This is a genomic window from Zhongshania aquimaris, assembly GCF_019312595.1.
Taxonomy (GTDB): domain Bacteria; phylum Pseudomonadota; class Gammaproteobacteria; order Pseudomonadales; family Spongiibacteraceae; genus Spongiibacter; species Spongiibacter aquimaris.
Genome location: NZ_JAHWDQ010000009.1, coordinates 13,444 through 36,332 on the forward strand (window position 1 = coordinate 13,444; position 22,889 = coordinate 36,332).

At 49.4% G+C, this 22,889-nt stretch carries 33 protein-coding genes; all 33 read left to right on the forward strand.

Annotated elements, in window-relative coordinates; translation table 11 throughout:
* Positions 1-59: 59 nt before the first annotated feature.
* The 33 genes from rpoC (at position 60) to rplQ (ending at position 22,844) form a co-directional block, all read left to right on the forward strand.
* The gene (rpoC, locus tag KXJ70_RS18830) at positions 60-4,271 is read left to right on the forward strand and encodes a DNA-directed RNA polymerase subunit beta' (RefSeq protein ID WP_219045101.1); all 4,212 of its coding nucleotides are present in this window, start codon (positions 60-62) and stop codon (positions 4,269-4,271) included.
* Between the two features lie 135 nt (positions 4,272-4,406).
* Positions 4,407-4,781, forward strand: a complete 375-nt coding sequence (rpsL, locus tag KXJ70_RS18835) for a 30S ribosomal protein S12 (protein WP_008248376.1) — start codon at positions 4,407-4,409, stop codon at positions 4,779-4,781.
* Between the two features lie 110 nt (positions 4,782-4,891).
* Positions 4,892-5,362, forward strand: coding sequence for a 30S ribosomal protein S7 (gene rpsG, locus KXJ70_RS18840; RefSeq protein WP_123183187.1), 471 nt, complete (start codon positions 4,892-4,894; stop codon positions 5,360-5,362).
* Positions 5,363-5,394: 32 nt separating this feature from the next.
* Complete coding sequence (gene fusA / locus KXJ70_RS18845; RefSeq protein WP_219045102.1) at positions 5,395-7,503, forward strand: elongation factor G; 2,109 nt, start codon at positions 5,395-5,397, stop codon at positions 7,501-7,503.
* Between the two features lie 31 nt (positions 7,504-7,534).
* Positions 7,535-8,758 carry an elongation factor Tu gene (gene tuf, locus KXJ70_RS18850; protein ID WP_219045093.1) on the forward strand — a complete coding sequence of 408 codons (1,224 nt, stop codon included), beginning with the start codon at positions 7,535-7,537 and terminating at the stop codon, positions 8,756-8,758.
* A 237-nt stretch (positions 8,759-8,995) separates the two neighbouring features.
* Positions 8,996-9,307, forward strand: a complete 312-nt coding sequence (rpsJ, locus tag KXJ70_RS18855; protein WP_103684259.1) for a 30S ribosomal protein S10 — start codon at positions 8,996-8,998, stop codon at positions 9,305-9,307.
* A 120-nt stretch (positions 9,308-9,427) separates the two neighbouring features.
* A complete protein-coding gene (gene rplC, locus KXJ70_RS18860) occupies positions 9,428-10,072 on the forward strand; it encodes a 50S ribosomal protein L3 (RefSeq protein WP_219045103.1) in 645 nt (214 codons plus the stop codon).
* An 11-nt stretch (positions 10,073-10,083) separates the two neighbouring features.
* Positions 10,084-10,704 carry a 50S ribosomal protein L4 gene (gene rplD / locus KXJ70_RS18865; RefSeq protein WP_103684257.1) on the forward strand — a complete coding sequence of 207 codons (621 nt, stop codon included), beginning with the start codon at positions 10,084-10,086 and terminating at the stop codon, positions 10,702-10,704.
* Positions 10,701-10,997 carry a 50S ribosomal protein L23 gene (gene rplW / locus KXJ70_RS18870; RefSeq protein ID WP_219045104.1) on the forward strand — a complete coding sequence of 99 codons (297 nt, stop codon included), beginning with the start codon at positions 10,701-10,703 and terminating at the stop codon, positions 10,995-10,997. Before rplD ends, rplW begins: the two co-directional genes overlap by 4 nt.
* Before the next feature lie 17 nt (positions 10,998-11,014).
* Positions 11,015-11,839 (forward strand): 50S ribosomal protein L2, encoded by an 825-nt coding sequence (gene rplB / locus KXJ70_RS18875; protein WP_219045105.1) that lies wholly within the window; start codon positions 11,015-11,017, stop codon positions 11,837-11,839.
* Between the two features lie 38 nt (positions 11,840-11,877).
* The gene (gene rpsS, locus KXJ70_RS18880) at positions 11,878-12,153 is read left to right on the forward strand and encodes a 30S ribosomal protein S19 (protein ID WP_219045106.1); all 276 of its coding nucleotides are present in this window, start codon (positions 11,878-11,880) and stop codon (positions 12,151-12,153) included.
* A 25-nt stretch (positions 12,154-12,178) separates the two neighbouring features.
* A complete protein-coding gene (rplV, locus tag KXJ70_RS18885; protein WP_103684253.1) occupies positions 12,179-12,517 on the forward strand; it encodes a 50S ribosomal protein L22 in 339 nt (112 codons plus the stop codon).
* Positions 12,518-12,531: 14 nt separating this feature from the next.
* Positions 12,532-13,206, forward strand: a complete 675-nt coding sequence (rpsC, locus tag KXJ70_RS18890) for a 30S ribosomal protein S3 (protein WP_103684252.1) — start codon at positions 12,532-12,534, stop codon at positions 13,204-13,206.
* 11 nt (positions 13,207-13,217) lie between these two features.
* Positions 13,218-13,631, forward strand: a complete 414-nt coding sequence (gene rplP / locus KXJ70_RS18895; protein ID WP_219045107.1) for a 50S ribosomal protein L16 — start codon at positions 13,218-13,220, stop codon at positions 13,629-13,631.
* Positions 13,631-13,822, forward strand: coding sequence for a 50S ribosomal protein L29 (gene rpmC, locus KXJ70_RS18900; protein WP_219045108.1), 192 nt, complete (start codon positions 13,631-13,633; stop codon positions 13,820-13,822). Before rplP ends, rpmC begins: the two co-directional genes overlap by 1 nt.
* Before the next feature lies 1 nt (position 13,823).
* Positions 13,824-14,090, forward strand: coding sequence for a 30S ribosomal protein S17 (gene rpsQ / locus KXJ70_RS18905; protein ID WP_103684249.1), 267 nt, complete (start codon positions 13,824-13,826; stop codon positions 14,088-14,090).
* A 59-nt stretch (positions 14,091-14,149) separates the two neighbouring features.
* Positions 14,150-14,518 carry a 50S ribosomal protein L14 gene (rplN, locus tag KXJ70_RS18910; protein ID WP_103684248.1) on the forward strand — a complete coding sequence of 123 codons (369 nt, stop codon included), beginning with the start codon at positions 14,150-14,152 and terminating at the stop codon, positions 14,516-14,518.
* A 35-nt stretch (positions 14,519-14,553) separates the two neighbouring features.
* A complete protein-coding gene (rplX, locus tag KXJ70_RS18915) occupies positions 14,554-14,871 on the forward strand; it encodes a 50S ribosomal protein L24 (protein WP_103684247.1) in 318 nt (105 codons plus the stop codon).
* Between the two features lie 13 nt (positions 14,872-14,884).
* A complete protein-coding gene (gene rplE / locus KXJ70_RS18920; RefSeq protein WP_219045109.1) occupies positions 14,885-15,424 on the forward strand; it encodes a 50S ribosomal protein L5 in 540 nt (179 codons plus the stop codon).
* Between the two features lie 12 nt (positions 15,425-15,436).
* The gene (gene rpsN, locus KXJ70_RS18925; RefSeq protein ID WP_219045110.1) at positions 15,437-15,742 is read left to right on the forward strand and encodes a 30S ribosomal protein S14; all 306 of its coding nucleotides are present in this window, start codon (positions 15,437-15,439) and stop codon (positions 15,740-15,742) included.
* Positions 15,743-15,796: 54 nt separating this feature from the next.
* Positions 15,797-16,192 (forward strand): 30S ribosomal protein S8, encoded by a 396-nt coding sequence (gene rpsH, locus KXJ70_RS18930; RefSeq protein WP_219045111.1) that lies wholly within the window; start codon positions 15,797-15,799, stop codon positions 16,190-16,192.
* Positions 16,193-16,217: 25 nt separating this feature from the next.
* A complete protein-coding gene (rplF, locus tag KXJ70_RS18935; RefSeq protein WP_219045112.1) occupies positions 16,218-16,751 on the forward strand; it encodes a 50S ribosomal protein L6 in 534 nt (177 codons plus the stop codon).
* A gap of 10 nt (positions 16,752-16,761) precedes the next feature.
* Complete coding sequence (gene rplR, locus KXJ70_RS18940; protein ID WP_103684242.1) at positions 16,762-17,112, forward strand: 50S ribosomal protein L18; 351 nt, start codon at positions 16,762-16,764, stop codon at positions 17,110-17,112.
* 11 nt (positions 17,113-17,123) lie between these two features.
* Positions 17,124-17,636, forward strand: coding sequence for a 30S ribosomal protein S5 (gene rpsE / locus KXJ70_RS18945; RefSeq protein WP_103684241.1), 513 nt, complete (start codon positions 17,124-17,126; stop codon positions 17,634-17,636).
* A gap of 19 nt (positions 17,637-17,655) precedes the next feature.
* Positions 17,656-17,832 (forward strand): 50S ribosomal protein L30, encoded by a 177-nt coding sequence (rpmD, locus tag KXJ70_RS18950; RefSeq protein WP_103684240.1) that lies wholly within the window; start codon positions 17,656-17,658, stop codon positions 17,830-17,832.
* Positions 17,833-17,844: 12 nt separating this feature from the next.
* Positions 17,845-18,279 (forward strand): 50S ribosomal protein L15, encoded by a 435-nt coding sequence (gene rplO / locus KXJ70_RS18955; RefSeq protein ID WP_219045141.1) that lies wholly within the window; start codon positions 17,845-17,847, stop codon positions 18,277-18,279.
* Positions 18,280-18,289: 10 nt separating this feature from the next.
* Positions 18,290-19,618, forward strand: coding sequence for a preprotein translocase subunit SecY (gene secY, locus KXJ70_RS18960; protein ID WP_219045113.1), 1,329 nt, complete (start codon positions 18,290-18,292; stop codon positions 19,616-19,618).
* A gap of 36 nt (positions 19,619-19,654) precedes the next feature.
* Positions 19,655-19,771, forward strand: a complete 117-nt coding sequence (gene rpmJ, locus KXJ70_RS18965) for a 50S ribosomal protein L36 (RefSeq protein ID WP_219045114.1) — start codon at positions 19,655-19,657, stop codon at positions 19,769-19,771.
* A gap of 128 nt (positions 19,772-19,899) precedes the next feature.
* Positions 19,900-20,256 (forward strand): 30S ribosomal protein S13, encoded by a 357-nt coding sequence (rpsM, locus tag KXJ70_RS18970; protein ID WP_219045115.1) that lies wholly within the window; start codon positions 19,900-19,902, stop codon positions 20,254-20,256.
* Positions 20,257-20,327: 71 nt separating this feature from the next.
* Positions 20,328-20,720 (forward strand): 30S ribosomal protein S11, encoded by a 393-nt coding sequence (rpsK, locus tag KXJ70_RS18975; RefSeq protein WP_159270108.1) that lies wholly within the window; start codon positions 20,328-20,330, stop codon positions 20,718-20,720.
* 23 nt (positions 20,721-20,743) lie between these two features.
* Positions 20,744-21,364: a 30S ribosomal protein S4 gene (gene rpsD, locus KXJ70_RS18980; protein ID WP_219045116.1), complete on the forward strand. Its 621-nt coding sequence runs from the start codon at positions 20,744-20,746 to the stop codon at positions 21,362-21,364.
* Positions 21,365-21,397: 33 nt separating this feature from the next.
* Entirely contained in the window at positions 21,398-22,399 is a 1,002-nt protein-coding gene (locus tag KXJ70_RS18985) for a DNA-directed RNA polymerase subunit alpha (RefSeq protein ID WP_219045117.1), read from the forward strand.
* A 61-nt stretch (positions 22,400-22,460) separates the two neighbouring features.
* Positions 22,461-22,844, forward strand: coding sequence for a 50S ribosomal protein L17 (rplQ, locus tag KXJ70_RS18990; RefSeq protein WP_219045118.1), 384 nt, complete (start codon positions 22,461-22,463; stop codon positions 22,842-22,844).
* The last annotated feature ends 45 nt before the right edge of the window (positions 22,845-22,889 follow it).

Sequence of the window (22,889 nt, forward strand, 5' to 3'; positions counted from 1 at the left end):
ATGGCAAGGGGCGCCCGGTTTAGTGGGCGCCTGAAGAATACCCTTGCGGAGGAACGGCCTTGAAAGATTTATTGAATCTATTGAAACAGGGACAACCGAACGACGAGTTTGACTCTATTCGTATCGGTTTGGCGTCACCGGAGCTAATTCGCTCGTGGTCTTTCGGCGAAGTGAAAAAGCCGGAAACCATAAACTACCGTACGTTCAAGCCTGAGCGTGACGGTTTGTTCTGTGCCAAAATTTTCGGTCCAGTAAAAGACTACGAATGCTTGTGCGGTAAGTACAAGCGCCTTAAGCACCGCGGTGTTATCTGTGAGAAGTGCGGTGTTGAAGTCGCGCTGGCAAAAGTGCGTCGTGAGCGCATGGGTCACATTGAATTGGCTAGCCCGGTTGCGCATATTTGGTTTCTGAAGTCACTACCAAGCCGTATCGGTTTGTTGCTAGACATGACTCTGCGTGACATCGAGCGGATTCTCTACTTTGAATCTTATGTGGTTACCGATCCGGGTATGACCACGCTAGAGAAAGGCCAGTTGCTAAGCGACGAGCAGTTCTTTGAATCGATGGAAGAATTTGGCGACGACTTCGTTGCAAAAATGGGCGCTGAAGCGATCATGCATTTGCTGATCGAGTTAGATTTGCCTGCTGAGATTGACCGCCTTCGTGAAGAGATTCCGGCGACCAACTCAGAAACGAAAATCAAAAAGCTTTCTAAGCGTTTGAAGCTGATTGAAGCCTTGGCTGACTCTGGTAACAAGCCAGAGTGGATGGTCATGAAGGTGTTGCCAGTATTGCCGCCAGATCTGCGTCCATTGGTTCCGCTGGATGGCGGTCGCTTTGCAACCTCAGATCTGAATGATTTGTACCGTCGCGTTATCAACCGCAACAACCGTTTGAAGCGTCTGTTGGATCTAAACGCACCTGACATCATTGTCCGCAATGAAAAGCGTATGCTGCAAGAGTCAGTTGATGCATTGCTGGATAACGGCCGTCGCGGTCGTGCCATCACCGGTTCTAATAAGCGTCCGCTGAAATCTCTTGCCGATATGATAAAGGGTAAGCAAGGTCGTTTCCGTCAGAACTTGCTAGGTAAGCGCGTCGACTATTCCGGTCGTTCGGTTATCGTGGTTGGTCCTACTCTGCGTCTGCACCAGTGCGGTCTGCCTAAGAAAATGGCGCTTGAATTGTTCAAGCCGTTTATTTTCGGCAAGCTAGAAGCGCGTGGCCTGGCAACAACGATTAAAGCCGCTAAGAAAATGGTAGAGCGTGAGCCGCCAGAAGTATGGGATATCCTCGCTGAAGTTATTCGCGAGCATCCCGTTATGCTTAACCGTGCACCGACTCTTCACCGTTTAGGTATTCAGGCTTTTGAGCCAGTACTTATCGAAGGTAAGGCAATTCAGCTTCACCCTCTGGTATGTGCGGCCTACAACGCTGACTTTGACGGTGACCAAATGGCGGTACACGTACCGCTAACAATCGAAGCGCAGTTAGAAGCGCGCGCGCTGATGATGTCGACGAATAATATTCTGTCGCCAGCAAACGGCGAGCCGATCATTGTTCCCTCGCAGGACGTTGTACTGGGTTTGTACTGGATGACGCGTGAGCGCGTTAACGGTGCCGGCGAAGGCACCGCCTTTGCCAACCCTGAAGAAGTACATCGCGCCTATGTAGGCGGTCGTGCCCATTTGCAAGCGCGTATAAAGTGCCGCTTGGTTGAAGTTAGTCTTGGCGAGAATGGTGAGCGTACTGAAACACGTACCCTGATCGACACCACCGTTGGTCGCGTTTTGTTGTGGCGGATCGTTCCCGAGGGGCTACCCTTCGAAATGGTCAACCAAAACATGACTAAAAAGGCGATCTCTCGTTTATTGAACGAGTGCTACCGTCAGGTTGGTTTGAAGGCGACCGTAATTCTGGGTGACCAGTTAATGTACACCGGTTTTGAGTATTCTACTCGCTCCGGTTCGTCTATCGGCGTTAACGATTTTGAAATTCCTGCTGCCAAGGCGCGTATTGTTTCTGCGGCTGACGCTGAAGTAGTTGAGATCGAAAAGCAGTACGCTTCCGGTCTGGTAACCCAGGGTGAGAAATACAACAAAGTTATCGATATTTGGTCCCGTGCAAACGACATGGTTTCCAAGGCGATGATGGAAGGTCTGTCGAAAGAGCCTGTTATAAACCGCAAGGGTGAGGAAGAGATGCAAGACTCTTTCAACTCGGTTTATATCTATGCAGACTCCGGCGCGCGGGGCTCGCCAGCGCAGATTCGTCAGCTTGCTGGTATGCGTGGTTTGATGGCCAAGCCAGATGGCTCGATCATCGAAACCCCAATCACGGCAAACTTCCGTGAAGGTCTGAGCGTACTTCAGTACTTCATCTCGACTCACGGTGCTCGTAAAGGTTTGGCCGATACCGCATTGAAGACAGCAAACTCGGGTTACTTGACCCGTCGTTTGGTTGACGTCGCCCAGGATTTGGTTATCACCGAAGATGATTGTGGTGCAGACCAAGGGCTGACCATGACACCGGTTATCGAAGGTGGTGACATCATCGAGACATTGGGTGACCGCGTATTGGGTCGTATCGTAGTGCGTGACGTATTCCGTCCGGGCACAGACGATATCGCTGTTGAAGCGGGCGTTATGCTCGACGAGAAGCGCGTTGTTGAATTAGAAGAGATGGGTATTGATGAGATTGAAGTTCGCTCACCAATCACCTGTGAGACTCGCCATGGCGTGTGTTCGGCTTGTTATGGTCGTGACTTAGCACGTGGTCACTTGGTAAACCGTGGTGAGGCAGTTGGTGTTATCGCTGCGCAGTCCATCGGTGAGCCGGGTACGCAGCTTACGATGCGTACCTTCCACATCGGTGGTGCGGCTTCGCGGGCAACTGCGGTCGACAATATTCAAGTTAAACAAGATGGTAAGGCGCGCCTGCACAATCTGAAATGGGTTGAGCGTGAGGATGGTCAATTGGTAGCGGTAAGCCGCTCCGGTGAGTTGGCGATTACAGATCGCAGCGGCCGTGAGCGCGAGCGCTACAAGCTGCCATACGGTGCGTTAATTAAGGTTGCTGACCGTGCTGAAGTATCAGCAGGCGATGTCGTAGCAACATGGGATCCGCACACTCACCCCATTATTACTGAAGTTGCTGGTATCGTTAAGATGTCGGGAATGGAAGAGGGGATTACCGTCAAGCGTCAAACTGACGAACTGACTGGCCTTAGCAGCATTTCTGTTATGGACCAAGGCGAGCGTCCAGCTGCCGGTAAAGATATGCGCCCAGCGGTAACTCTGGTTGACGCCAAAGGCGACGAACTGTGTTTGGCGGGTACTAACGTTCCTGCTCACTACTTCTTGACTGAAAACGCGATTGTTTCCCTCGAGAACGGTGCGCAAGTGAAGGTCGGTGACGTTATTGCGCGTATTCCGCAAGAGAGTTCGAAAACACGTGACATCACCGGTGGTCTGCCGCGTGTAGCTGACTTGTTCGAAGCGCGTAAGCCGAAAGAGCCGGCTATCCTAGCTGAGATCTCTGGTACGGTAAGCTTTGGCAAAGAAACCAAGGGCAAGCGTCGTTTGATCATTACACCTGCAGATGGCAAGCCATTGGCAGATGGTTCTGATTACTACGAAGTGCTGATTCCGAAATGGCGTCTGCTGACCGTGTTTGAAGGTGAGCAAGTTGAGAAGGGTGAAATTGTTTCTGAAGGCCCGCTCAGCCCGCACGACATTTTGCGCCTGAAAGGTGTGGAAGAATTGGCGAAGTATATCGTCAATGAAATTCAGGACGTTTATCGTCTGCAGGGCGTAAAAATCAACGATAAGCACATCGAAGTTATCGTTCGTCAAATGCTCCGCAAGGTCAATATTTTGACCTCTGGTGATTCGTCGTTCATTAAAGGTGAGCAGGCTGAATACGTTCGCGTTGTTGAAGAGAATGAAGTTCTTCACGGCACTGACAAGATTTCTGCCAGCTACGAGCGTGAATTATTGGGTATTACGAAGGCCTCTCTGGCAACGGAGTCGTTTATTTCAGCGGCATCTTTCCAGGAAACCACCCGCGTTCTTACCGAAGCGGCAGTTACCGGCAAGCGCGATCATTTGCGCGGCTTGAAGGAAAACGTGGTTGTAGGGCGTCTTATTCCTGCGGGTACTGGTCTGGCTTACCACCGCGATCGCAAGATTAAGAAAGACGAAGCAATGAAAACCGTATCGGCGCAGGACGTTGAAGCGGCACTGTCAGAGGCACTTAGCGATAACAGCTGAGCAAATTTGACTACTTGACGGGAGTGGAGCGCATCTTTAGAATTCGCGCTCCACTTTTTTTATAAGCTATCGGCGGTATCGGTAGTCAGTTGGTTAGCACATTGGTGTGCTGGCTTTAGTATCTGGAGTTAATTAATGGCAACGATCAACCAGTTGGTTCGTCAGCCGAGAAAGCGTAAAGCGGCTAAAAGTGATGTTCCTGCATTGCAGGCATGTCCACAGCGTCGCGGCGTATGTACTCGTGTTTACACCACTACACCTAAGAAGCCGAACTCGGCATTGCGTAAAGTGTGTCGTGTACGTCTGACTAACGGCTTTGAAGTTTCATCTTACATCGGTGGTGAAGGCCACAACCTGCAAGAGCACAGTGTTGTGCTTATTCGCGGCGGTCGTGTTAAGGATTTACCGGGTGTGCGCTACCACACTGTTCGCGGTAGCCTCGATACATCAGGTGTGAACAATCGTAAGCAAGCCCGTTCTAAATACGGTACCAAGCGTCCTAAGTCGTAATTCGACTTTAACGTTTTAAATTAATAGACCTTAAGTAAGGCCAAACCATCGTCTATTCGCTGAAAGGCGGCCCGGTGTTTGGATTTACCTGAAGACATAGGAATAGAGTTATGCCAAGAAGACGCGTCGCCGCCAAGCGGGAAATACTGCCGGATCCAAAATTCGGTAATCTGACCCTCGCTAAGTTCATGAACCACGTTATGGTAAGTGGTAAAAAATCAGTCGCAGAGACCATCGTATATGGCGCTTTGGACCTGGTTAAAGAACGCTTGAATACTGATCCACTAGAAGCCTTCGATACCGCTCTGGAAAATATCGCACCAATGGTTGAGGTTAAATCTCGCCGAGTTGGTGGTGCAACTTACCAAGTTCCAGTTGAAGTTCGCCCGAGTCGCCGTACTGCGCTAGCAATGCGTTGGTTGGTTGACTATTCGCGTGGCCGTGGTGAGAAGTCTATGCGTCAGCGTCTGGCTGGTGAAATCATCGATGCATCACAGGGCAAAGGCTCTGCGGTTAAAAAGCGTGAAGACGTGCATCGTATGGCTGAAGCGAACAAAGCGTTCTCTCATTACCGCTTCTAAGCGGCGCTATTTACTAGGTCCAGGGGAGTATTGTGGCGCGTAAAACACCAATTTCCAGATATCGCAATATCGGTATTTGTGCCCACGTAGACGCGGGTAAAACAACAACTACCGAGCGCGTGCTGTTTTACACTGGTCTGTCTCACAAGATAGGCGAAGTGCATGACGGTGCGGCGACAATGGATTGGATGGCGCAGGAGCAGGAGCGTGGTATTACTATCACTTCTGCGGCCACTACCTGTTTCTGGGCTGGTATGCAGCAGCAGTTTGAACAGCACCGTATTAATATCATCGACACCCCGGGGCACGTTGACTTCACTATCGAAGTTGAGCGTTCTCTGCGGGTGCTTGATGGTGCGGTTGTTGTGCTATGCGGTTCTTCGGGTGTGCAGCCGCAGACCGAAACCGTTTGGCGTCAGGCAAATAAGTATGAAGTTCCACGCATGGTATTCGTCAATAAGATGGATCGCGCTGGGGCAAATTTTGAGCGTGTAATTGCGCAGCTGCGCACGCGTTTGGGTGCGAATGCAGTGCCAATGCAGATGACGATTGGTAGCGAGGAAGAATTTCGCGGCGTCGTCGACCTTCTTAAAATGAAAGCCATTATCTGGAATGAAGAAGATCAGGGAATGACCTTCGAATACGAAGAGATTCCAGCTGACATGCTCGAAGCTTGCGAGAAAATGCGCGAGTTCATGATTGAGGCTGCGGCTGAATCAAGTGATGAGCTGATGGAGAAATACCTCGAAGGCGAAGCGCTAAGCGAGGAAGAAATTAAGGCGGGAATCCGTAAGCGTACACTGGCGAATGAAATCATTCCTGTGTTCGGTGGGTCAGCTTTTAAGAATAAAGGCGTTCAAGCGGTGCTTGATGCTGTAATCGAGTATATGCCCTCGCCTACTGAAGTTAAGGCGATTGAAGGCACTCTCGACGATAAAGATGCAACGGTTGCTACCCGTGAAGCGAATGATGATGCGCCGTTTGCGGCATTGGCTTTTAAAATTGCCACCGACCCTTTTGTTGGGACCTTGACCTTCTTCCGTGTTTATTCCGGAAAGTTGGAAAGTGGTACTGCGGTAGTTAACTCTGTTAAGGGTAAGAAAGAGCGTGTTGGTCGTATGGTGCAAATGCATGCCAACGATCGTCAAGAGATCAAAGAAGTGCTCGCTGGCGATATTGCTGCGGCAATTGGATTGAAGGATGTTACGACGGGCGACACCTTGTGCGACCCGAACAACATTATTATTTTAGAGCGCATGGAATTCCCTGAGCCCGTTATCTCTGTAGCGGTTGAGCCCAGAACCAAGGCGGATCAGGAAAAGATGGGTATCGCTCTTGGTAAGTTGGCTCAAGAGGACCCGTCTTTCCGCGTGAAGACCGATGAAGAAACCGGTCAGTGCATTATCTCTGGGATGGGTGAACTTCATCTCGATATCCTCGTCGATAGAATGCGTCGGGAATTTAATGTTGAGGCCAATATTGGTAAGCCGCAGGTTGCTTACCGCGAGGCGATTCGCAATACCTGCGAAATAGAAGGTAAGTTTGTTCGCCAGTCCGGTGGTCGCGGCCAGTTTGGTCACGTTTGGATTCGGTTTGAGCCGGGCGAAGACGCGAACGCCGAAGGTCTCGAGTTTGTCAGTGAGATCGTGGGTGGTGTTGTCCCCAAAGAATATATTCCGGCGATCGAAAAAGGTATCGCCGAGCAAATGCAAAATGGTGTCCTAGCCGGCTACCCTTTGCTTGGCTTAAAGGCGACGGCTTACGATGGTTCTTACCATGACGTCGACTCGAACGAGATGGCGTTTAAAATAGCCGCGTCTATGGCAACTAAAAAGCTCGCGCAACTCGGCGGTGCTGTGTTGCTTGAGCCAATTATGAAAGTCGAGATTGTCACGCCTGAAGAAAATATGGGTGATGTGGTCGGCGATTTGAACCGTCGTCGCGGCATAATTCTTGGTATGGATGAGAGTGTGTCGGGCAAGGTAATTGATGCAGAAGTACCGCTGGCAGAGATGTTCGGTTATGCAACCGATCTGCGCAGTGCAACCCAAGGTCGTGCGACTTTTACGATGGAATTTGAAAAATATTTCGAAGCGCCACGTAATGTTGCCGAAGAAATCATGGCTAAGAATAGAGCTTAAATTTAAACAACCTTTATGCGAGGAATAAACCGTGGCTAAGGAAAAGTTCGAACGTAATAAGCCCCATTTAAACGTGGGCACCATTGGTCACGTTGACCATGGTAAAACAACGCTGACAGCAGCACTGACGCGCGTATGTGCGGAAGTGTACGGCGGTAAAGCGGTCGCGTTTGATGGTATCGATAACGCACCGGAAGAGCGTGAGCGCGGTATTACTATTGCGACCTCGCACGTTGAGTATGATTCATCAACTCGCCACTATGCTCACGTCGACTGCCCAGGTCACGCTGACTACGTTAAGAACATGATTACTGGTGCTGCTCAGATGGACGGCGCTATTTTGGTATGTGGCGCGACTGATGGCCCAATGCCACAAACTCGTGAGCACATCCTGCTGTCACGTCAGGTTGGTGTACCTTACATCGTTGTGTTCCTGAACAAGGCAGACTTGCTGGCTGAAGATTGCGGCGGTGTGGGCAGCGAAGAATACAATGAAATGCTTGAATTGGTAGAAATGGAGCTGCGCGAGCTGCTCGATATGTACGAATTCCCAGGCGACGACACCCCAATCATTGCCGGTTCTGCTTTGATGGCATTGAACGGTCAAGATGACAACGAGTTGGGAACGACCGCTGTTGCAAAATTGATCGAAGCGTTGGATACCTACATTCCACAGCCTGAGCGTGCGGTTGATCTGCCGTTCCTGATGCCAATCGAAGACGTGTTCTCGATCTCTGGTCGCGGTACTGTGGTAACTGGTCGTATCGAGCGTGGCATTCTGCGTACTGGCGACGAAATCTCTATCGTTGGTATTCACGACACAACCAAAACCACCTGTACTGGTGTCGAGATGTTCCGCAAGCTGCTTGACGAAGGTCGCGCTGGTGAGAACGTAGGTGTGTTGTTGCGCGGTACTAAGCGTGATGACGTAGAGCGTGGTCAAGTATTGGCTAAGCCTGGTTCAATTACTCCACATACTCGCTTTGAAGCAGAAGTGTACGTGCTGTCAAAAGAAGAAGGTGGTCGTCACACGCCATTCTTTAAAGGCTACCGTCCACAGTTCTACTTCCGTACCACAGACGTAACAGGTGCTTGTGAGCTACCTGAAGGTACTGAAATGGTTATGCCTGGCGACAACGTGAAAATGGACGTAACGTTGATTGCGCCAATCGCGATGGAAGAAGGTCTGCGTTTTGCAATTCGTGAAGGTGGCCGTACTGTTGGCGCCGGCGTTGTTGCTAAAATCGTAGAATAAGCCTTTACGCTTTAAGCGTAATTAGGTTTGTGAGGGGGAGGCTTTGGCCTCCCTTTCTTAGTTAGAAAATGCCTTTTTGGCATTTGGTAGTAGTTGCGGTTTGCGTAGTGAAATATTCTAGATATTTGGTTGACAACGTCTTGGGATATCATTAACATTCCGCTTCCTTTTTTCGGGTTACTTCACGCGGATTCGTCGCGCTGAGCTCGAATAAATTTGGGATGGGAGTTTGGTCAGGTGCAAAATCAACGGATTCGAATTCGTTTAAAGGCTTTTGATCACCGTCTCATCGATGCGTCTACGCAAGAGATAGTAGACACTGCAAAGCGTACCGGCGCGCAGGTTAGAGGTCCAATACCTCTTCCTACTCGCAAAGAGCGTTTCACAGTACTTGTCTCTCCGCATGTAAACAAGGATGCGCGTGATCAATATGAGATCCGCACCCATAAGCGCATGCTGGACATCGTAGAGCCTACAGAAAAAACTGTAGATGCATTGATGAAGTTAGATTTGGCGGCTGGTGTAGAAGTTCAAATTAGTCTCGGCTAATTAAAACATGTAAATACTGAATTTTTTCAGACCCGCTCGGGGGCTGGCCCTGGGTTGTGTAACGCGCTTAATCGCGCGGCCATAGAGGGTGTTAGCCCCGTACACTGAGAGGTTGGAGCAATGACTATTGGTTTGGTCGGTCGTAAAAGCGGCATGACGCGCGTTTTTACAGAAGACGGCATATCTATTCCAGTAACGGTGATTGAGGTTAATCCTAATCGCGTTACTCGTGTCAAGGCAGATGATGTCGATGGCTATCGTGCAGTCCAGGTTACTACTGGCGCTCGCAAGGCATCACGTATATCTAAAGCAGAAGCGGGTCACTTTGCCAAAGCAGGTGTTGAGGCTGGTCGTGGTCTGTGGGAATTTCGTCTGGAGCAAGGTGAAGAGAGCCCCGAAATCGGTGCTGAGCTAACTGTTGCTGCTTTCGAAGCTGGTCAAAAAGTTGACGTGACTGGGCAGTCTAAAGGTAAGGGTTTCCAGGGCGGTATCAAGCGTTGGAACTTCCATATGCAAGACGCCACTCACGGTAACTCATTGTCTCACCGTGTGCTTGGTTCTATCGGTCAGTGTCAAACGCCAGGTCGCGTTTGGAAGGGCAAAAAGATGGCTGGTCACATGGGTGCTGCGCAAGTGACAGTTCAGACTCTTGAAGTTGTTCGAGTGGACGCTGAGCGTAACCTGATTTTAATCAAGGGCGCTATTCCAGGTGCTCCAGGTGGTGACGTGTTTGTACGTCCTGCCGTGAAAGCTAAAAAATCCTAGGGGGCGATGCAGTGGAATTAAGTATTGCGAAACCCGGTAACGGGGCTGCAGCGGGAACTGTTCAGGTATCTGACGTGACCTTTGCTCGTGAGTTTAACGAAGATCTAGTGCACCAAGTAGTTGTGGCCTATATGGCTGGTGCGCGCCAAGGTACTCGTGCTCAAAAAACACGCTCTGACGTTAGCGGTGGCGGTAAGAAGCCTTGGCGTCAAAAGGGCACTGGTCGTGCTCGTGCTGGTACTATCCGTTCGCCAATCTGGCGTGGGGGCGGTGTTACGTTCGCGGCGAGACCACAGGATCACAGTCAAAAAGTTAACCGCAAAATGTATCGTGCCGCTATCTGCACGATCCTGTCTGAGCTAGCTCGTCAAGAGCGCTTGGTTGTGGTTGAGGAATTTACTTTGAATGAGCCTAAAACCAAGCTGCTGGTTAAGTCGCTAGGTGAGTACGGACTTAAGGGCGCTCTGGTAGTGACCGAAGAAGTAAATGGTAATTTGTATTTAGCGGCACGCAATCTGCACGATGTCGACGTTCGCGATGTAAGCGGCGTAGACCCCGTTAGCCTAATTGGCTACGAGAAAGTGGTTGTCACTGTGGCTGCATTGAAAAAGTTTGAGGAGCTGTTGGGATGAATACAGAGCGCATCTATAAGGTACTGCTCGGCCCGCACGTTTCTGAAAAAAGTGCAGCCAGTGCTGAGCTGAGTAACCAAGCGGTATTTAAAGTACTGCCTAGTGCCAGCAAGCTTGAAATCAAAAAGGCGGTTGAAAAGCTTTTTAAAGTTGATGTGTTGGCAGTTCGCACCGTAAACGTTAAAGGCAAAGTAAAGCGCAACCGTTTTGGTTTGAGCAAAAAATCAAACTGGAAAAAGGCGTATGTTAGCCTTGCGCAGGGTCAAGATATCGACTTTGCGGTCGCTGAATAAGTCTGGAGTTTAGTCAAATGGCAATTGTTAAAAGTAAACCGACTTCTCCCGGCCGTCGCTTTGTCGTCAGGGTTGTAAATCCTGATTTACACAAAGGTGCACCGCACAAGCCTCTGCTTGAGAGTCAGTCGCGCAATGGTGGTCGTAATAACAACGGCCGTATCACTACCCGTCACGTTGGTGGTGGTCATAAGCAACATTATCGTTTAATCGATTTTAAACGTAATAAAGATGGTATTCCTGCGCGTGTTGAGCGTTTGGAATACGATCCAAACCGCACCGCGTTTATCGCTTTGGTGATGTATGCGGACGGTGAGCGTCGCTATGTAATTGCGCCTAAGGGCGTATCTGCAGGTGACGAAATTGTTTCCGGTGAGTCATCACCTATTAAGCCGGGCAATACACTGCCTATTCGCAATATTCCAGTGGGTAGCACTATTCACTGTGTTGAAATGAAGCCTGGTAAGGGCGCGCAGTTGGCGCGTAGTGCCGGTACTTCTGCTCAGCTAGTTGCGCGTGAAGGCCAGTACGCAACCATTCGTTTGCGTAGCGGTGAAACGCGTAAAGTATTGTCCGAGTGCAGAGCAACATTGGGTGAAGTGTCCAACAGTGAGCACAGCTTGCGTAAGTTGGGTAAAGCGGGTGCATCGCGCTGGCGCGGTGTTCGTCCTACCGTTCGCGGTGTGGCGATGAACCCGGTAGATCACCCACATGGTGGTGGTGAAGGTCGTACTTCTGGTGGTCGTCATCCTGTATCTCCTTGGGGTGTTCCGACTAAAGGGTATAAGACCCGTAAAAATAAGCGTACAGACAAACTAATTGTTCGTCGTCGCGGCAAGTAAGCCGTTTAAACGACAATTAGCGTAAAGAGGATAAGCTTGTGCCACGTTCATTAAAGAAAGGTCCGTTTGTCGATCTTCATTTGTTGAAGAAGGTTGAAGTAGCGGTAGAAAAAAACGATCGTCGCCCCATTAAAACGTGGTCGCGTCGCTCCATGATTCTGCCTGAAATGGTAGCTCTGACAATCGCTGTGCATAACGGGCGTCAACATGTTCCGGTACTGGTTACTGAGGATATGGTAGGGCACAAATTGGGTGAATTTGCCGCGACTAGGACCTACAAGGGTCACGTGGCCGATAAAAAGGCCAAGCGTTAAGCTTGGGCCGGGAGAGGCTTTTAAGATGGAAGTAGCGGCACGTTTAAAAGGCGCAAGAATTTCTGCCCAGAAGGCTCGTTTGGTTGCTGACCAAATTCGCGGTAAGGGCGTAGAGGAATCGCTGGATCTGTTGACGTTCAGCTCTAAGAAAGCGGCGAGCATTATTAAGAAAGTGCTTAACTCCGCAATCGCCAACGCTGAGCACAACGAAGGCGCTGATGTTGATGAGTTAAAGGTTTCTACGATCTTCGTAGATGAGGGCTCTACTATGAAGCGTCTTCGTCCACGGGCAAAGGGTCGCGCGGATCGTATTCTGAAGAGATCTTGTCATATCACGATTAAAGTAGCTGACAGCGAAGGCTAGGTAGGAGAGACCACATGGGTCAGAAAGTACACCCGACCGGCATCCGGCTGGGAATCGTTAAAGAACACAATTCCGTTTGGTACGCTAGCGGTAAGAACTACGCGGCGAACTTGGTAACGGACCTAGAGGTTCGCGAGCTGCTCGAGAAGAAGCTCGCGAGTGCATCGGTTAGCCGAATTGTTATTGAGCGTCCGGCGCAAACCGCACGCATCACGATTCACACCGCCCGTCCTGGTATCGTTATCGGTAAGAAGGGCGAGGATGTCGACAAGCTGCGAAAAGAGCTGTCTGTCAAAATGGGTGTGCCGGTTCATATCAACATCGAAGAAATCCGCAAGCCGGATCTTGAAGCGAAGTTGGTAGCCATGAACGTCGCTCAGCAGTTAGAGCGCCGCGTTATGTTCCGTCGTGCGATGAAGCGTGTTGTTCAAAACGCAATTCGTCAGGGCGCGGAAGGAATAAAGGTACAGGTAAGTGGTCGTGTCGGCGGAGCTGAAATAGCTCGTACCGAGTGGTATCGCGAAGGGCGTGTGCCGTTGCACACACTGCGCGCCGATATCGATTATGCGACGCACGAAGCAGCTACGACTTACGGCATCATTGGTGTCAAGGTCTGGATCTTCAAGGGTGAAATCTTGGGAACCAGAAAAGAAGCGGTCGAAGCTAAGGCTAAGAAAGGTTCAGAGTAAGGGTTACGCAAATGTTACAGCCGAAGCGCACAAAGTTTCGCAAGCAACACAAAGGTCGCAACCGTGGTCTGGCAGAGCGCGGTAGCCGGGTCAGCTTTGGTGATTTCGGCCTGAAGGCAGTTGGTCGCGGACGTATTACAGCTCGTCAGATTGAAGCGGCACGTCGTGCAATGACGCGTCACATCAAGCGGGGCGGAAAAATTTGGATTCGTGTCTTCCCAGACAAACCAATTACTGAAAAACCCCTAGAAGTTCGTCAGGGTAAAGGTAAGGGTAATGTTGAGTACTGGGTTGCTCAGATTCAGCCTGGTAAGGTCTTGTACGAAGTAGAGGGCGTTACTGAAGAACTGGCGCGTGAAGCATTCGCCTTAGCGGCGGCAAAGATTCCTGTGCCGACTGCGTTTGTTAAACGGGTGGTGATGTGATGAATGCTTTAGAACTACGCGAAAAGTCAGTTGAAGATCTGAATGCCCAACTGTTGCAGTTGCTTGAATCACAATTCAAGTTGCGTATGCAAAAGAGTACCGGCCAGTTAGCGCAGACGCATTTGCTAAAGCAAACCCGTCAGGAAATTGCACGCGTTAAAACTGTGCTCCAGGAAAAGGCAGGTAACTAAGATGTCAGAAGTAGCTAAAAGTGCTCGTACAGCGACCGGAAAAGTGGTCAGCGACAAGATGGATAAGACCATCACTGTTCTGATCGAGCGTCGGGTTAAGCACCCGATTTACGGTAAGTACATTACGCGCTCATCGAAAGTTCACGCTCATGATGAAAAAAATGAGTGCAAAATTGGTGATGTAGTGACAGTTTGCGAAACACGTCCAGTATCTAAGTTGAAGACTTGGGCATTGGTTAGTGTAGATGTAACGGCTACCCAGGTTTAATTTCACCGGCGGCCATTGTGCAATCGCTTGATGCACAGTTGACTGGTTTGGAGTAAGAAATGATTCAAACAGAAAGCTATTTGGAAGTTGCAGATAACAGTGGCGCACGTCGCGTTATGTGCATCAAAGTGCTTGGCGGCTCACATCGTCGCTATGCACGAGTCGGTGATCTGATCAAAGTCACAGTCAAAGAGGCTATACCTCGCGGCAAAGTGAAAAAAGGTCAGGTAATGACAGCTGTTGTAGTTCGTACTAAGAAAGGCGTTCGTCGCGGTGACGGTTCGCTGATCAAGTTTGACGATAACGCTGCAGTGTTGCTAAACAATAACCACGCTCCTATTGGCACTCGTATTTTTGGGCCAGTAACGCGTGAATTGCGTGGCGAGAAGTTCATGAAGATTATCTCTTTGGCACCGGAAGTACTTTAAGTTACCAGGTGTAGAGAGAAGGCTGAGGTCAGGTTATGCGTAAGATTAAGCGTGAAGACGAAATTATCGTCTTAACCGGTAAAGACAAAGGCAAGCGCGGCGTTGTTCAGAAGGTGATGGACAACAATAAGCTGCTAGTGTCTGGCATTAATATGATTAAGAAACACCAGCGTCCAAACCCGCAGTTGGGTGTGGCTGGCGGTATCGTCGAGAAAGAAGCGCCGATCCAGGTTTCTAATGTAGCGATTTATAATCCGACTTCTAAAAAAGCGGATCGCGTGGGCTTTAAAGTGGCCGAAGATGGCAGTAAGACCCGTATCTTTAAATCCAGCGGCGAAGCGGTTGACGCGTAGGGGTTAGTGGAAAATGGCACGATTAGGTGAACTATACCAAAACGAGTTACGGGCTAAGCTGATAGAAGAGCTGTCTTTAGCTAACCCTATGGAAGTTCCGCGCATCACTAAAATCACCTTGAACATGGGTGTGGGTGAAGCGGCTGGTGATAAAAAAGTTCTTGAAGCAGCGCTGTCTGATTTGCAGAAAATCGCAGGTCAAAAGCCAGTAGTTACGAAGGCGCGCAAATCAATCGCGGGCTTTAAGATTCGTGACGGTTGGCCGATCGGTTGCAAGGTGACCCTGCGTGGCGCCCATATGTACGAATTTTTGGATCGTTTAGTTAGCATTGCGATTCCACGTGTTCGCGATTTCCGCGGCATAAGCCCGAAATCATTTGACGGCCGTGGTAACTTTGCAATGGGTGTGACTGAGCAGATCATATTTCCAGAAATTGATTACGATAAAGTTGATACACTGCGCGGTCTGGATATCACCATAACCACAACCGCTCGTAACGACGATGAAGGTCGCGCGCTGTTAAAAGCGTTTAACTTTCCGTTCAAAGGTTAAGGGGTAGGGGATATGGCAAAGCAGTCAATGAAAGCGCGTGAATTAAAACGCACTCTAACTGTTGAAAAATTCGCTGCAAAGCGCGCTGAGCTGAAGGCAATTATTGTCAGCGTAACCGCTAGCGACGAAGAAAAGTGGGATGCACAAGTTAAGCTGCAAAAGTTGCCACGTGACGCGAGTCCATCTCGTCAACGTCGTCGCTGCCAGATTACTGGTCGTCCACACGGTGTTTACCGCAAGTTTGGTCTTTGCCGTAACCAGCTCCGTCAAGCCGCAATGCGCGGTGATGTCCCCGGCTTAGTTAAGGCTAGCTGGTAATCTGAGAATTTTGCTGTCGCTGGCATTTGCCGCGGCGTTTAACGGGAGCAAAACATGAGCATGCAAGACCCTTTAGCGGATATGCTAACACGCATCCGCAACGCTCAGATGGCAGGTAAAACTGCTGTCACCATGCCGTCATCTAAATTGAAAGTATCTGTAGCTAAGGTGCTTGAAGATGAAGGTTATGTCGCCAGTTCACGGGTTGAAGAACAGGGTGGCAAGGCGGAACTGACGGTAGAATTAAAATACCATCAGGGCAAGCCAGTTATCGCAGAGATCAGTCGCGTTAGTCGCCCTGGTCTCCGCGCTTACGCAGGTAAAGATGAATTGCCATCAGTACGTGCAGGGCTGGGTATCGCTATTGTGTCAACCAGTCATGGTGTAATGACTGATCGTGCAGCACGAGCTGCCGGTGTTGGCGGCGAAGTGCTTTGCACTGTTTTCTAACCCGACAGTTTAAAGAGTTCTTAACATGTCAAGAGTAGCGAAAAGTCCAGTGACTATCCCTTCAGGGGTTGAAGTCAAACTCGACGCCAGCAATATCTCAATAAAAGGAAAGAAAGGCACGTTAGTTATGCCTTTGCACAAGTCTGTAGAGATAAAGCAGGAAGACGGGTCTTTAGTATTTTCAGCGCGTGAAGGCGCGAAAGATGGTTGGGCAATGGCGGGTACTACTCGTTCACTGACTAACAATATGGTTGTCGGTGTTAGTGAAGGTTTCCAGCGTAAGCTAATCCTTCAAGGTGTCGGTTACCGTGCCAAAGCAAATGGTAATTCTGTGAATTTGGTGCTGGGTTTTTCGCACCCAATTGACTACGCATTACCAGAAGGCGTTACTGTCGATACACCAACACAGACCGAAATTGTGTTGAGTGGCACCGACAAGCAGGTTTTAGGTAAGGTAGCGGCCGAAATCCGCGCGTTCCGTCCACCAGAGCCGTATAAAGGTAAGGGTGTTCGTTACGCGGAAGAAAACGTCCGTCGTAAAGAAGCGAAGAAAAAGTAAAGGCAAGGTTATGAGCGATAAGAAAGTTTCAAGATTACGTCGTGCCCGCCGTGCTCGCTTTAAAATGCGTGAGCTACGCGCCGTACGTTTAAGCATTCACCGCACACCACGCCACATGTATGCACAGCTTATCGCAGCATCAGGTGACGTCGTGTTGGCGAGTGCATCTACACTAGATAAAGATTTGCGCGCTGGTGCGACCGGTAATGTCGCTGCAGCCGCTAGTGTGGGCAAGTTGATCGCTGACCGTGCGAAAGCCGCAGGCGTGACAAAGGTCGCTTTTGACCGCAGTGGATTTAAATTCCACGGCCGTGTCAAAGCGCTGGCAGATGCTGCCCGTGAAGGTGGTTTGGAATTCTAAGGTTTTAGGCGATGGCGTATAACGATCAGAAAGACAAAGCAAACACTGAAGGCCTGCAAGAGAAGCTTGTTCAGGTAAACCGTGTTGCCAAAGTGGTCAAAGGTGGCCGCATTTTCAGCTTCACTGCTCTTACAGTAGTGGGTGATGGTAGCGGTAAAGTTGGCTTCGGTCGCGGTAAAGCACGTGAAGTGCCTGTCGCTATCCAGAAGGCAATGGAAGCAGCTCGCCGCAATATGGTTCAAGTAGATATTAAAGGTGACACCATTCAGTACGCCGTAAAAGGTCGTCATGGTGCATCTAAGGTCTACATGCAGCCGGCATCTGAAGGTACTGGTGTTATTGCCGGTGGTGCGATGCGCTCGGTGCTAGAAATTGCTGGTATTCATAACGTATTAGCTAAGTGCTACGGTTCTACAAACCCGGTAAACGTGGTTCGTGCAACTATTAAGGCACTGGAAAGTGTTTCTTCTCCAGAAGAAGTCGCAACAAAGCGCGGCAAAACTGTAGAAGAGATCTTGGGCTAAGACAAAGGCAGGATTTGCTATGAACAAGATTAAAGTCACATTAGTTCGTTCTGTTGCGGGACGACTGAAGTCGCACAAGGCCTGTGTTGCCGGTCTTGGCTTGCGTCGTATTCGCCACACTGTGGAAGTAGAAGATACTCCATCAGTGCGCGGTATGATCAATAAGGTCAACTATTTAGTACGTGTTGAGGGATAAGTGATGAGCGATATGCGTTTAAATACGCTGAGCCCGGCACCCGGTCGAGTTAAAGAAGGCAAACGGGTAGGTCGTGGTATCGGTAGTGGCTTGGGTAAAACCGCAGGTCGTGGTCACAAAGGTCTGAAGTCCCGTTCAGGTGGCAGCGTGCGTCCAGGTTTCGAAGGCGGTCAGATGCCGTTGCAGAAACGTTTGCCAAAATACGGTTTCACTTCGCGTTTGTCTCGCGTTACTGCCCAAATCCGTACGTCGGAATTGATGTCAGTTGCCGATGACGTGATTGATCTGGATGCGTTAAAGCGTGCTGATTTAATTAACAGCAACATCGAGCGTGCAAAGATCTTTTTGTCTGGTGATCTGAATAAAGCTGTTACTGTTAAAGGTTTGGCGGTAACTAAAGGCGCTCGCGAAGCAATCGAAAAAGCGGGCGGCAAAGTCGAGGAATAAGGCGAACTCAATGGCGAAGCCCAATCCACTGTCAGCTGGTAATAAATCCGGAATGGGCGAGCTTATGGCTCGCCTCCGTTTTTTACTACTAGCGATAATTGTTTATCGTATCGGTACTCACATACCGGTGCCAGGTATTAATCCGGATCAGCTCGCCGCGTTGTTCAATCAAAATCAGGGTACCGTCCTTGGTTTGTTTAATATGTTCTCGGGCGGTGCCTTGGAGCGCATGAGTATATTGGCTCTGGGCATTATGCCGTACATTTCTGCATCGATCATTATGCAGTTAATGTCGGCGGTGAGTCCTCAGTTAGAAGCCTTAAAGAAAGAGGGTGAGGCTGGGCGTCGTCAGATTAGCCAGTACACACGTTACTTAACGGTAGTGCTTGCACTCTTGCAGGGAACGGGAATGACTGTAGGTTTGGCCAATCAGGGTCTAGCTTACAGCGCAGATTTTACTTTTTACTTCGTTTCGGTTGTGTCATTGGTTACTGGGGCTATCTTTATGATGTGGCTTGGTGAGCAACTAACTGAACGAGGTGTGGGTAACGGCATATCGATGCTGATATTCGCGGGTATTGTTGCAGGTTTGCCATCGGCGGTCGGGCAGTCTTTAGAGCAGGCACGTCAAGGCGAGCTGAATATATTAGTTCTACTTGCTGTGTTGGTTTTGGCGATAGCCGTTGTGTACTTGGTGGTCTTTATTGAGCGTGGTCAACGGCGTATTACAGTAAATTACGCTAAACAGCAGCGCGGCAATAAGATGTACCAAGCGCAGTCTAGCCACTTGCCAATGAAAGTGAATATGGCAGGTGTTATACCGGCAATCTTTGCGAGTTCTATTTTGTTATTCCCCGCGTCTATTGCGCAGTGGGTAGGGCAGAGTGGAGAGGGCATGGAGTGGTTGCAGGATGTTGCGCTGGCAATTGGGCCAGGACAGCCATTAAACATTTTGTTGTTCACAGCATTAATTGTTTTCTTCTGTTTCTTCTACACGGCGTTGATGTTTAACCCGGATGAAGTGGCAGATAACCTGAAGCGTTCAGGCGCGTTTTTACCTGGGATTCGTCCCGGTAAGCAAACTGCGAATTATATAGACGGCGTGTTAACCCGTTTAACCATGTTTGGCTCCTTGTATATTGCCGGCGTGTGTTTGTTACCGCAGTTTTTGGTCGTGATGTGGAATGTACCGTTTTATCTCGGTGGTACCTCATTGTTGATCGTAGTGGTGGTGGTGATGGATTTTATGGCACAGGTACAATCGCACCTGATGTCCCAGCAGTACGACTCGGTCTTGAAAAAGGCAAATTTGAAAAATTACGGCGGTGGTGCGCGCTAACGCTCACTAACCTGATGGCTTGTTTGGAGTATCACAATGAAAGTACGTGCATCGGTAAAGGCAATTTGCCGCAACTGTAAAATTGTTCGTCGTAAGGGTGTGGTTCGGGTTATTTGTAGCGTTGAACCACGTCACAAGCAGCGGCAGGGCTAAGCAATTCGGTATCGGGGTTGCTTTGCTTCCTCGGTGCGGGTAGACTACTGCGCCTTTCGTGCAGCGGTTGTCCGCTTTCCGGTCATTGCTAGGCGTTAAAAGAATTGGGCTTAATTGGAGTAACCTGAATGGCTCGTATTGCAGGTGTCAACATACCAGATAACAAGCATGCTGTTATTTCGTTGACCTATATATATGGCATTGGCCGTACAAGTGCTAAAGCACTGTGCGCTAAAACAACTATTGCTGAAGACGCGAAAATCAGTTCTTTGTCTGAAGAGCAGCTCGATGCGCTTCGTGGCGAAATCGCGAAAATGTCTGTAGAAGGCGACTTACGTCGTGTTGTTTCTATGAACATTAAGCGTTTACTGGATTTGGGCTGCTACCGCGGTCTACGTCATCGTAAAGGTCTGCCGCTTCGCGGTCAGCGTACTAAGACCAACGCGCGTACGCGCAAAGGTCCACGTAAGCCGATTCGTAAGTAATTTAAAGGCAGTAATCCTTTAGTGTAGCTACACCACTTGTGTAGTGTTGATATTAGAGATGGATATAGAACATGGCCAAACCAGGCAAACAAGCTCCACGTAAGAAGGTCAAAAAGACCGTCGTGGACGGTGTTGCGCATATACATGCGTCATTTAATAACACCATTATCACTATTACTGATCGTCAAGGTAACGCGCTGAGCTGGGCAACAGCAGGCGGAAGCGGTTTCCGTGGCTCACGTAAAAGTACCCCTTTCGCTGCACAGGTTGCTGCAGAGCGTGCTGGTAATGCTGCGAAAGATTACGGTTTGAAAAATCTAGATGTTGAAGTTAAGGGCCCAGGACCAGGACGCGAGTCTGCAGTGCGCGCCTTGAATAACTGTGGCTACAAGATTACAAACATCACTGACGTGACGCCGATACCGCACAATGGTTGCCGTCCTCCCAAGAAACGTCGCGTTTAATTAACAGTTGAGGAATACAGAAAATGGCTAGATATTTAGGCCCAAGCTGTAAATTATCCAGACGGGAAGGTACCGACCTGTTCCTGAAAAGTGGTGTTCGTCCGCTGGATTCTAAGTGTAAAGCAGAAACCGCACCCGGTATGCACGGTGCGCGTCGTGGTCGTCTTTCTGACTACGGTGTTCAGTTACGTGAAAAGCAAAAAGTTCGTCGCATGTACGGCGTACTAGAAAAGCAATTCCGCGCTTACTATACAAAAGCTGCTCGCCGTAAGGGCGCGACAGGTGAGAACCTGCTTCAGCTTTTAGAAAGCCGGTTAGATAACGTAGTTTACCGTATTGGTTTTGGCTCTACTCGTGCTGAAGCGCGCCAGTTGGTGTCACATAAATCAGTATTGGTAAATGGCAAGACTGTAAACGTACCGTCTTACCAAGTACAAGCTGGTGATGTTGTTAGTGTTCGTGAGAAAGCGAAAGCGCAACTGCGTATTCAGTCTGCAATCACTTTAGCTGCTCAGCGCGGCGACTGTGCATGGATTGACGTAAATGCGACCAAGATGGAAGGCGTTTTCAAAAGCGTTCCAGATCGTAGCGACTTGTCTTCAGAAATCAACGAACAGCTTATCGTTGAGCTTTACTCGAAGTAAGTTAAACTCCGGACAAATCACTACAGGTGACCTATGCAAAGTGCTGTCAATGAATTTCTAACTCCACGTGTTATCCAGGTTGAAGAGCTTGGCCAGACGCGTGCGAAGGTGACCCTTGAGCCACTAGAGCGTGGATTTGGTCACACCTTGGGTAATGCTTTGCGCCGTATTTTACTTTCTTCGATGCCGGGTTGTGCGGTAACTGAAGTTGAGATTGACGGTGTTCTGCATGAGTACAGTGCAATGGAAGGTGTGCAGGAGGATGTCATTGAGATCCTGCTTAACCTGAAAGAAGTTGCTGTCATTATGCACGGTAAAGATCAAGCCACCTTGGTTCTTAATAAAAAGGGTCCAGGTGTAGTTACTGCTGGCGATATTCAAACAGATCATGAAATTGAAATCGTCAACACCGACCACGTTATTGCTAACTTGAACGATGACGGCGAAATTAACATGCGCCTTACCATCGCTCGGGGTCGCGGGTATGTACCTGCTGATTCACGCGATAACGCCGACGAAGAGACGCGCTCAATTGGCCGTCTGCAGTTGGATGCAAGTTACAGCCCGATTAGCCGCGTAAGTTATGTGGTAGAAAGCGCGCGTGTTGAGCAGCGTACCGACCTCGATAAGTTGGTTTTGGACTTAGAAACCAACGGTACTATCGATCCTGAAGAAGCGATTCGTCGCGCAGCAACCATTCTACAGCAGCAGCTGGCGGTGTTTGTTGATCTGGAAAGCGAAGGCGAGAACGAGCCTTCACGTGAAGAAAACGAAGTGGATCCAATTCTGCTGCGCCCGGTTGATGATCTTGAATTGACTGTACGCTCAGCTAACTGCTTAAAAGCAGAGAATATCTACTACATCGGTGACTTGGTGCAACGGACAGAAGTTGAGCTTCTTAAGACGCCAAACCTTGGTAAAAAGTCGCTGACAGAAATTAAAGACGTATTGGCGTCACGTGGTTTGTCTTTAGGTTTGCGCCTAGACAACTGGCCGCCAGCAAGTCTTAGAAACGACGACCGAGTTCTCGCGTAAGCATACGAGAGCTTTCGAATATTTTTTGCTGAGATAGCAACGTTTATTAAAGGAAAAAGCCATGCGTCATCGTCATAGTGGCCGTCAATTAAACCGTAATAGCTCTCATCGTAAAGCGATGTTCCGCAACATGACGGCGTCTTTGGTTGAGCACGAACTGATTAAAACAACCCTACCTAAAGCCAAAGAACTGCGTGGCTACGCAGAGCCTTTGATTACGCTTTCTAAGGTAGATAGCGTTGCCAATCGCCGTCTTGCGTTTGCGCGTCTGCGCAGCGATTCAGCAGTTGGTAAACTCTTCACCGATCTGGGGCCTCGCTATGAGGGTCGTCCAGGTGGCTATATCCGTATTATGAAATGCGGCCTGCGCTCTGGCGATAAAGCACCAATGGCTTATGTAGAGTTGGTTGATCGTCCGGTGATTGAAGAAGCTGATGACGAGTAAGTAAAAGTGTTTAAAAAGCCGGCTAATTAGCCGGCTTTTTTTTGG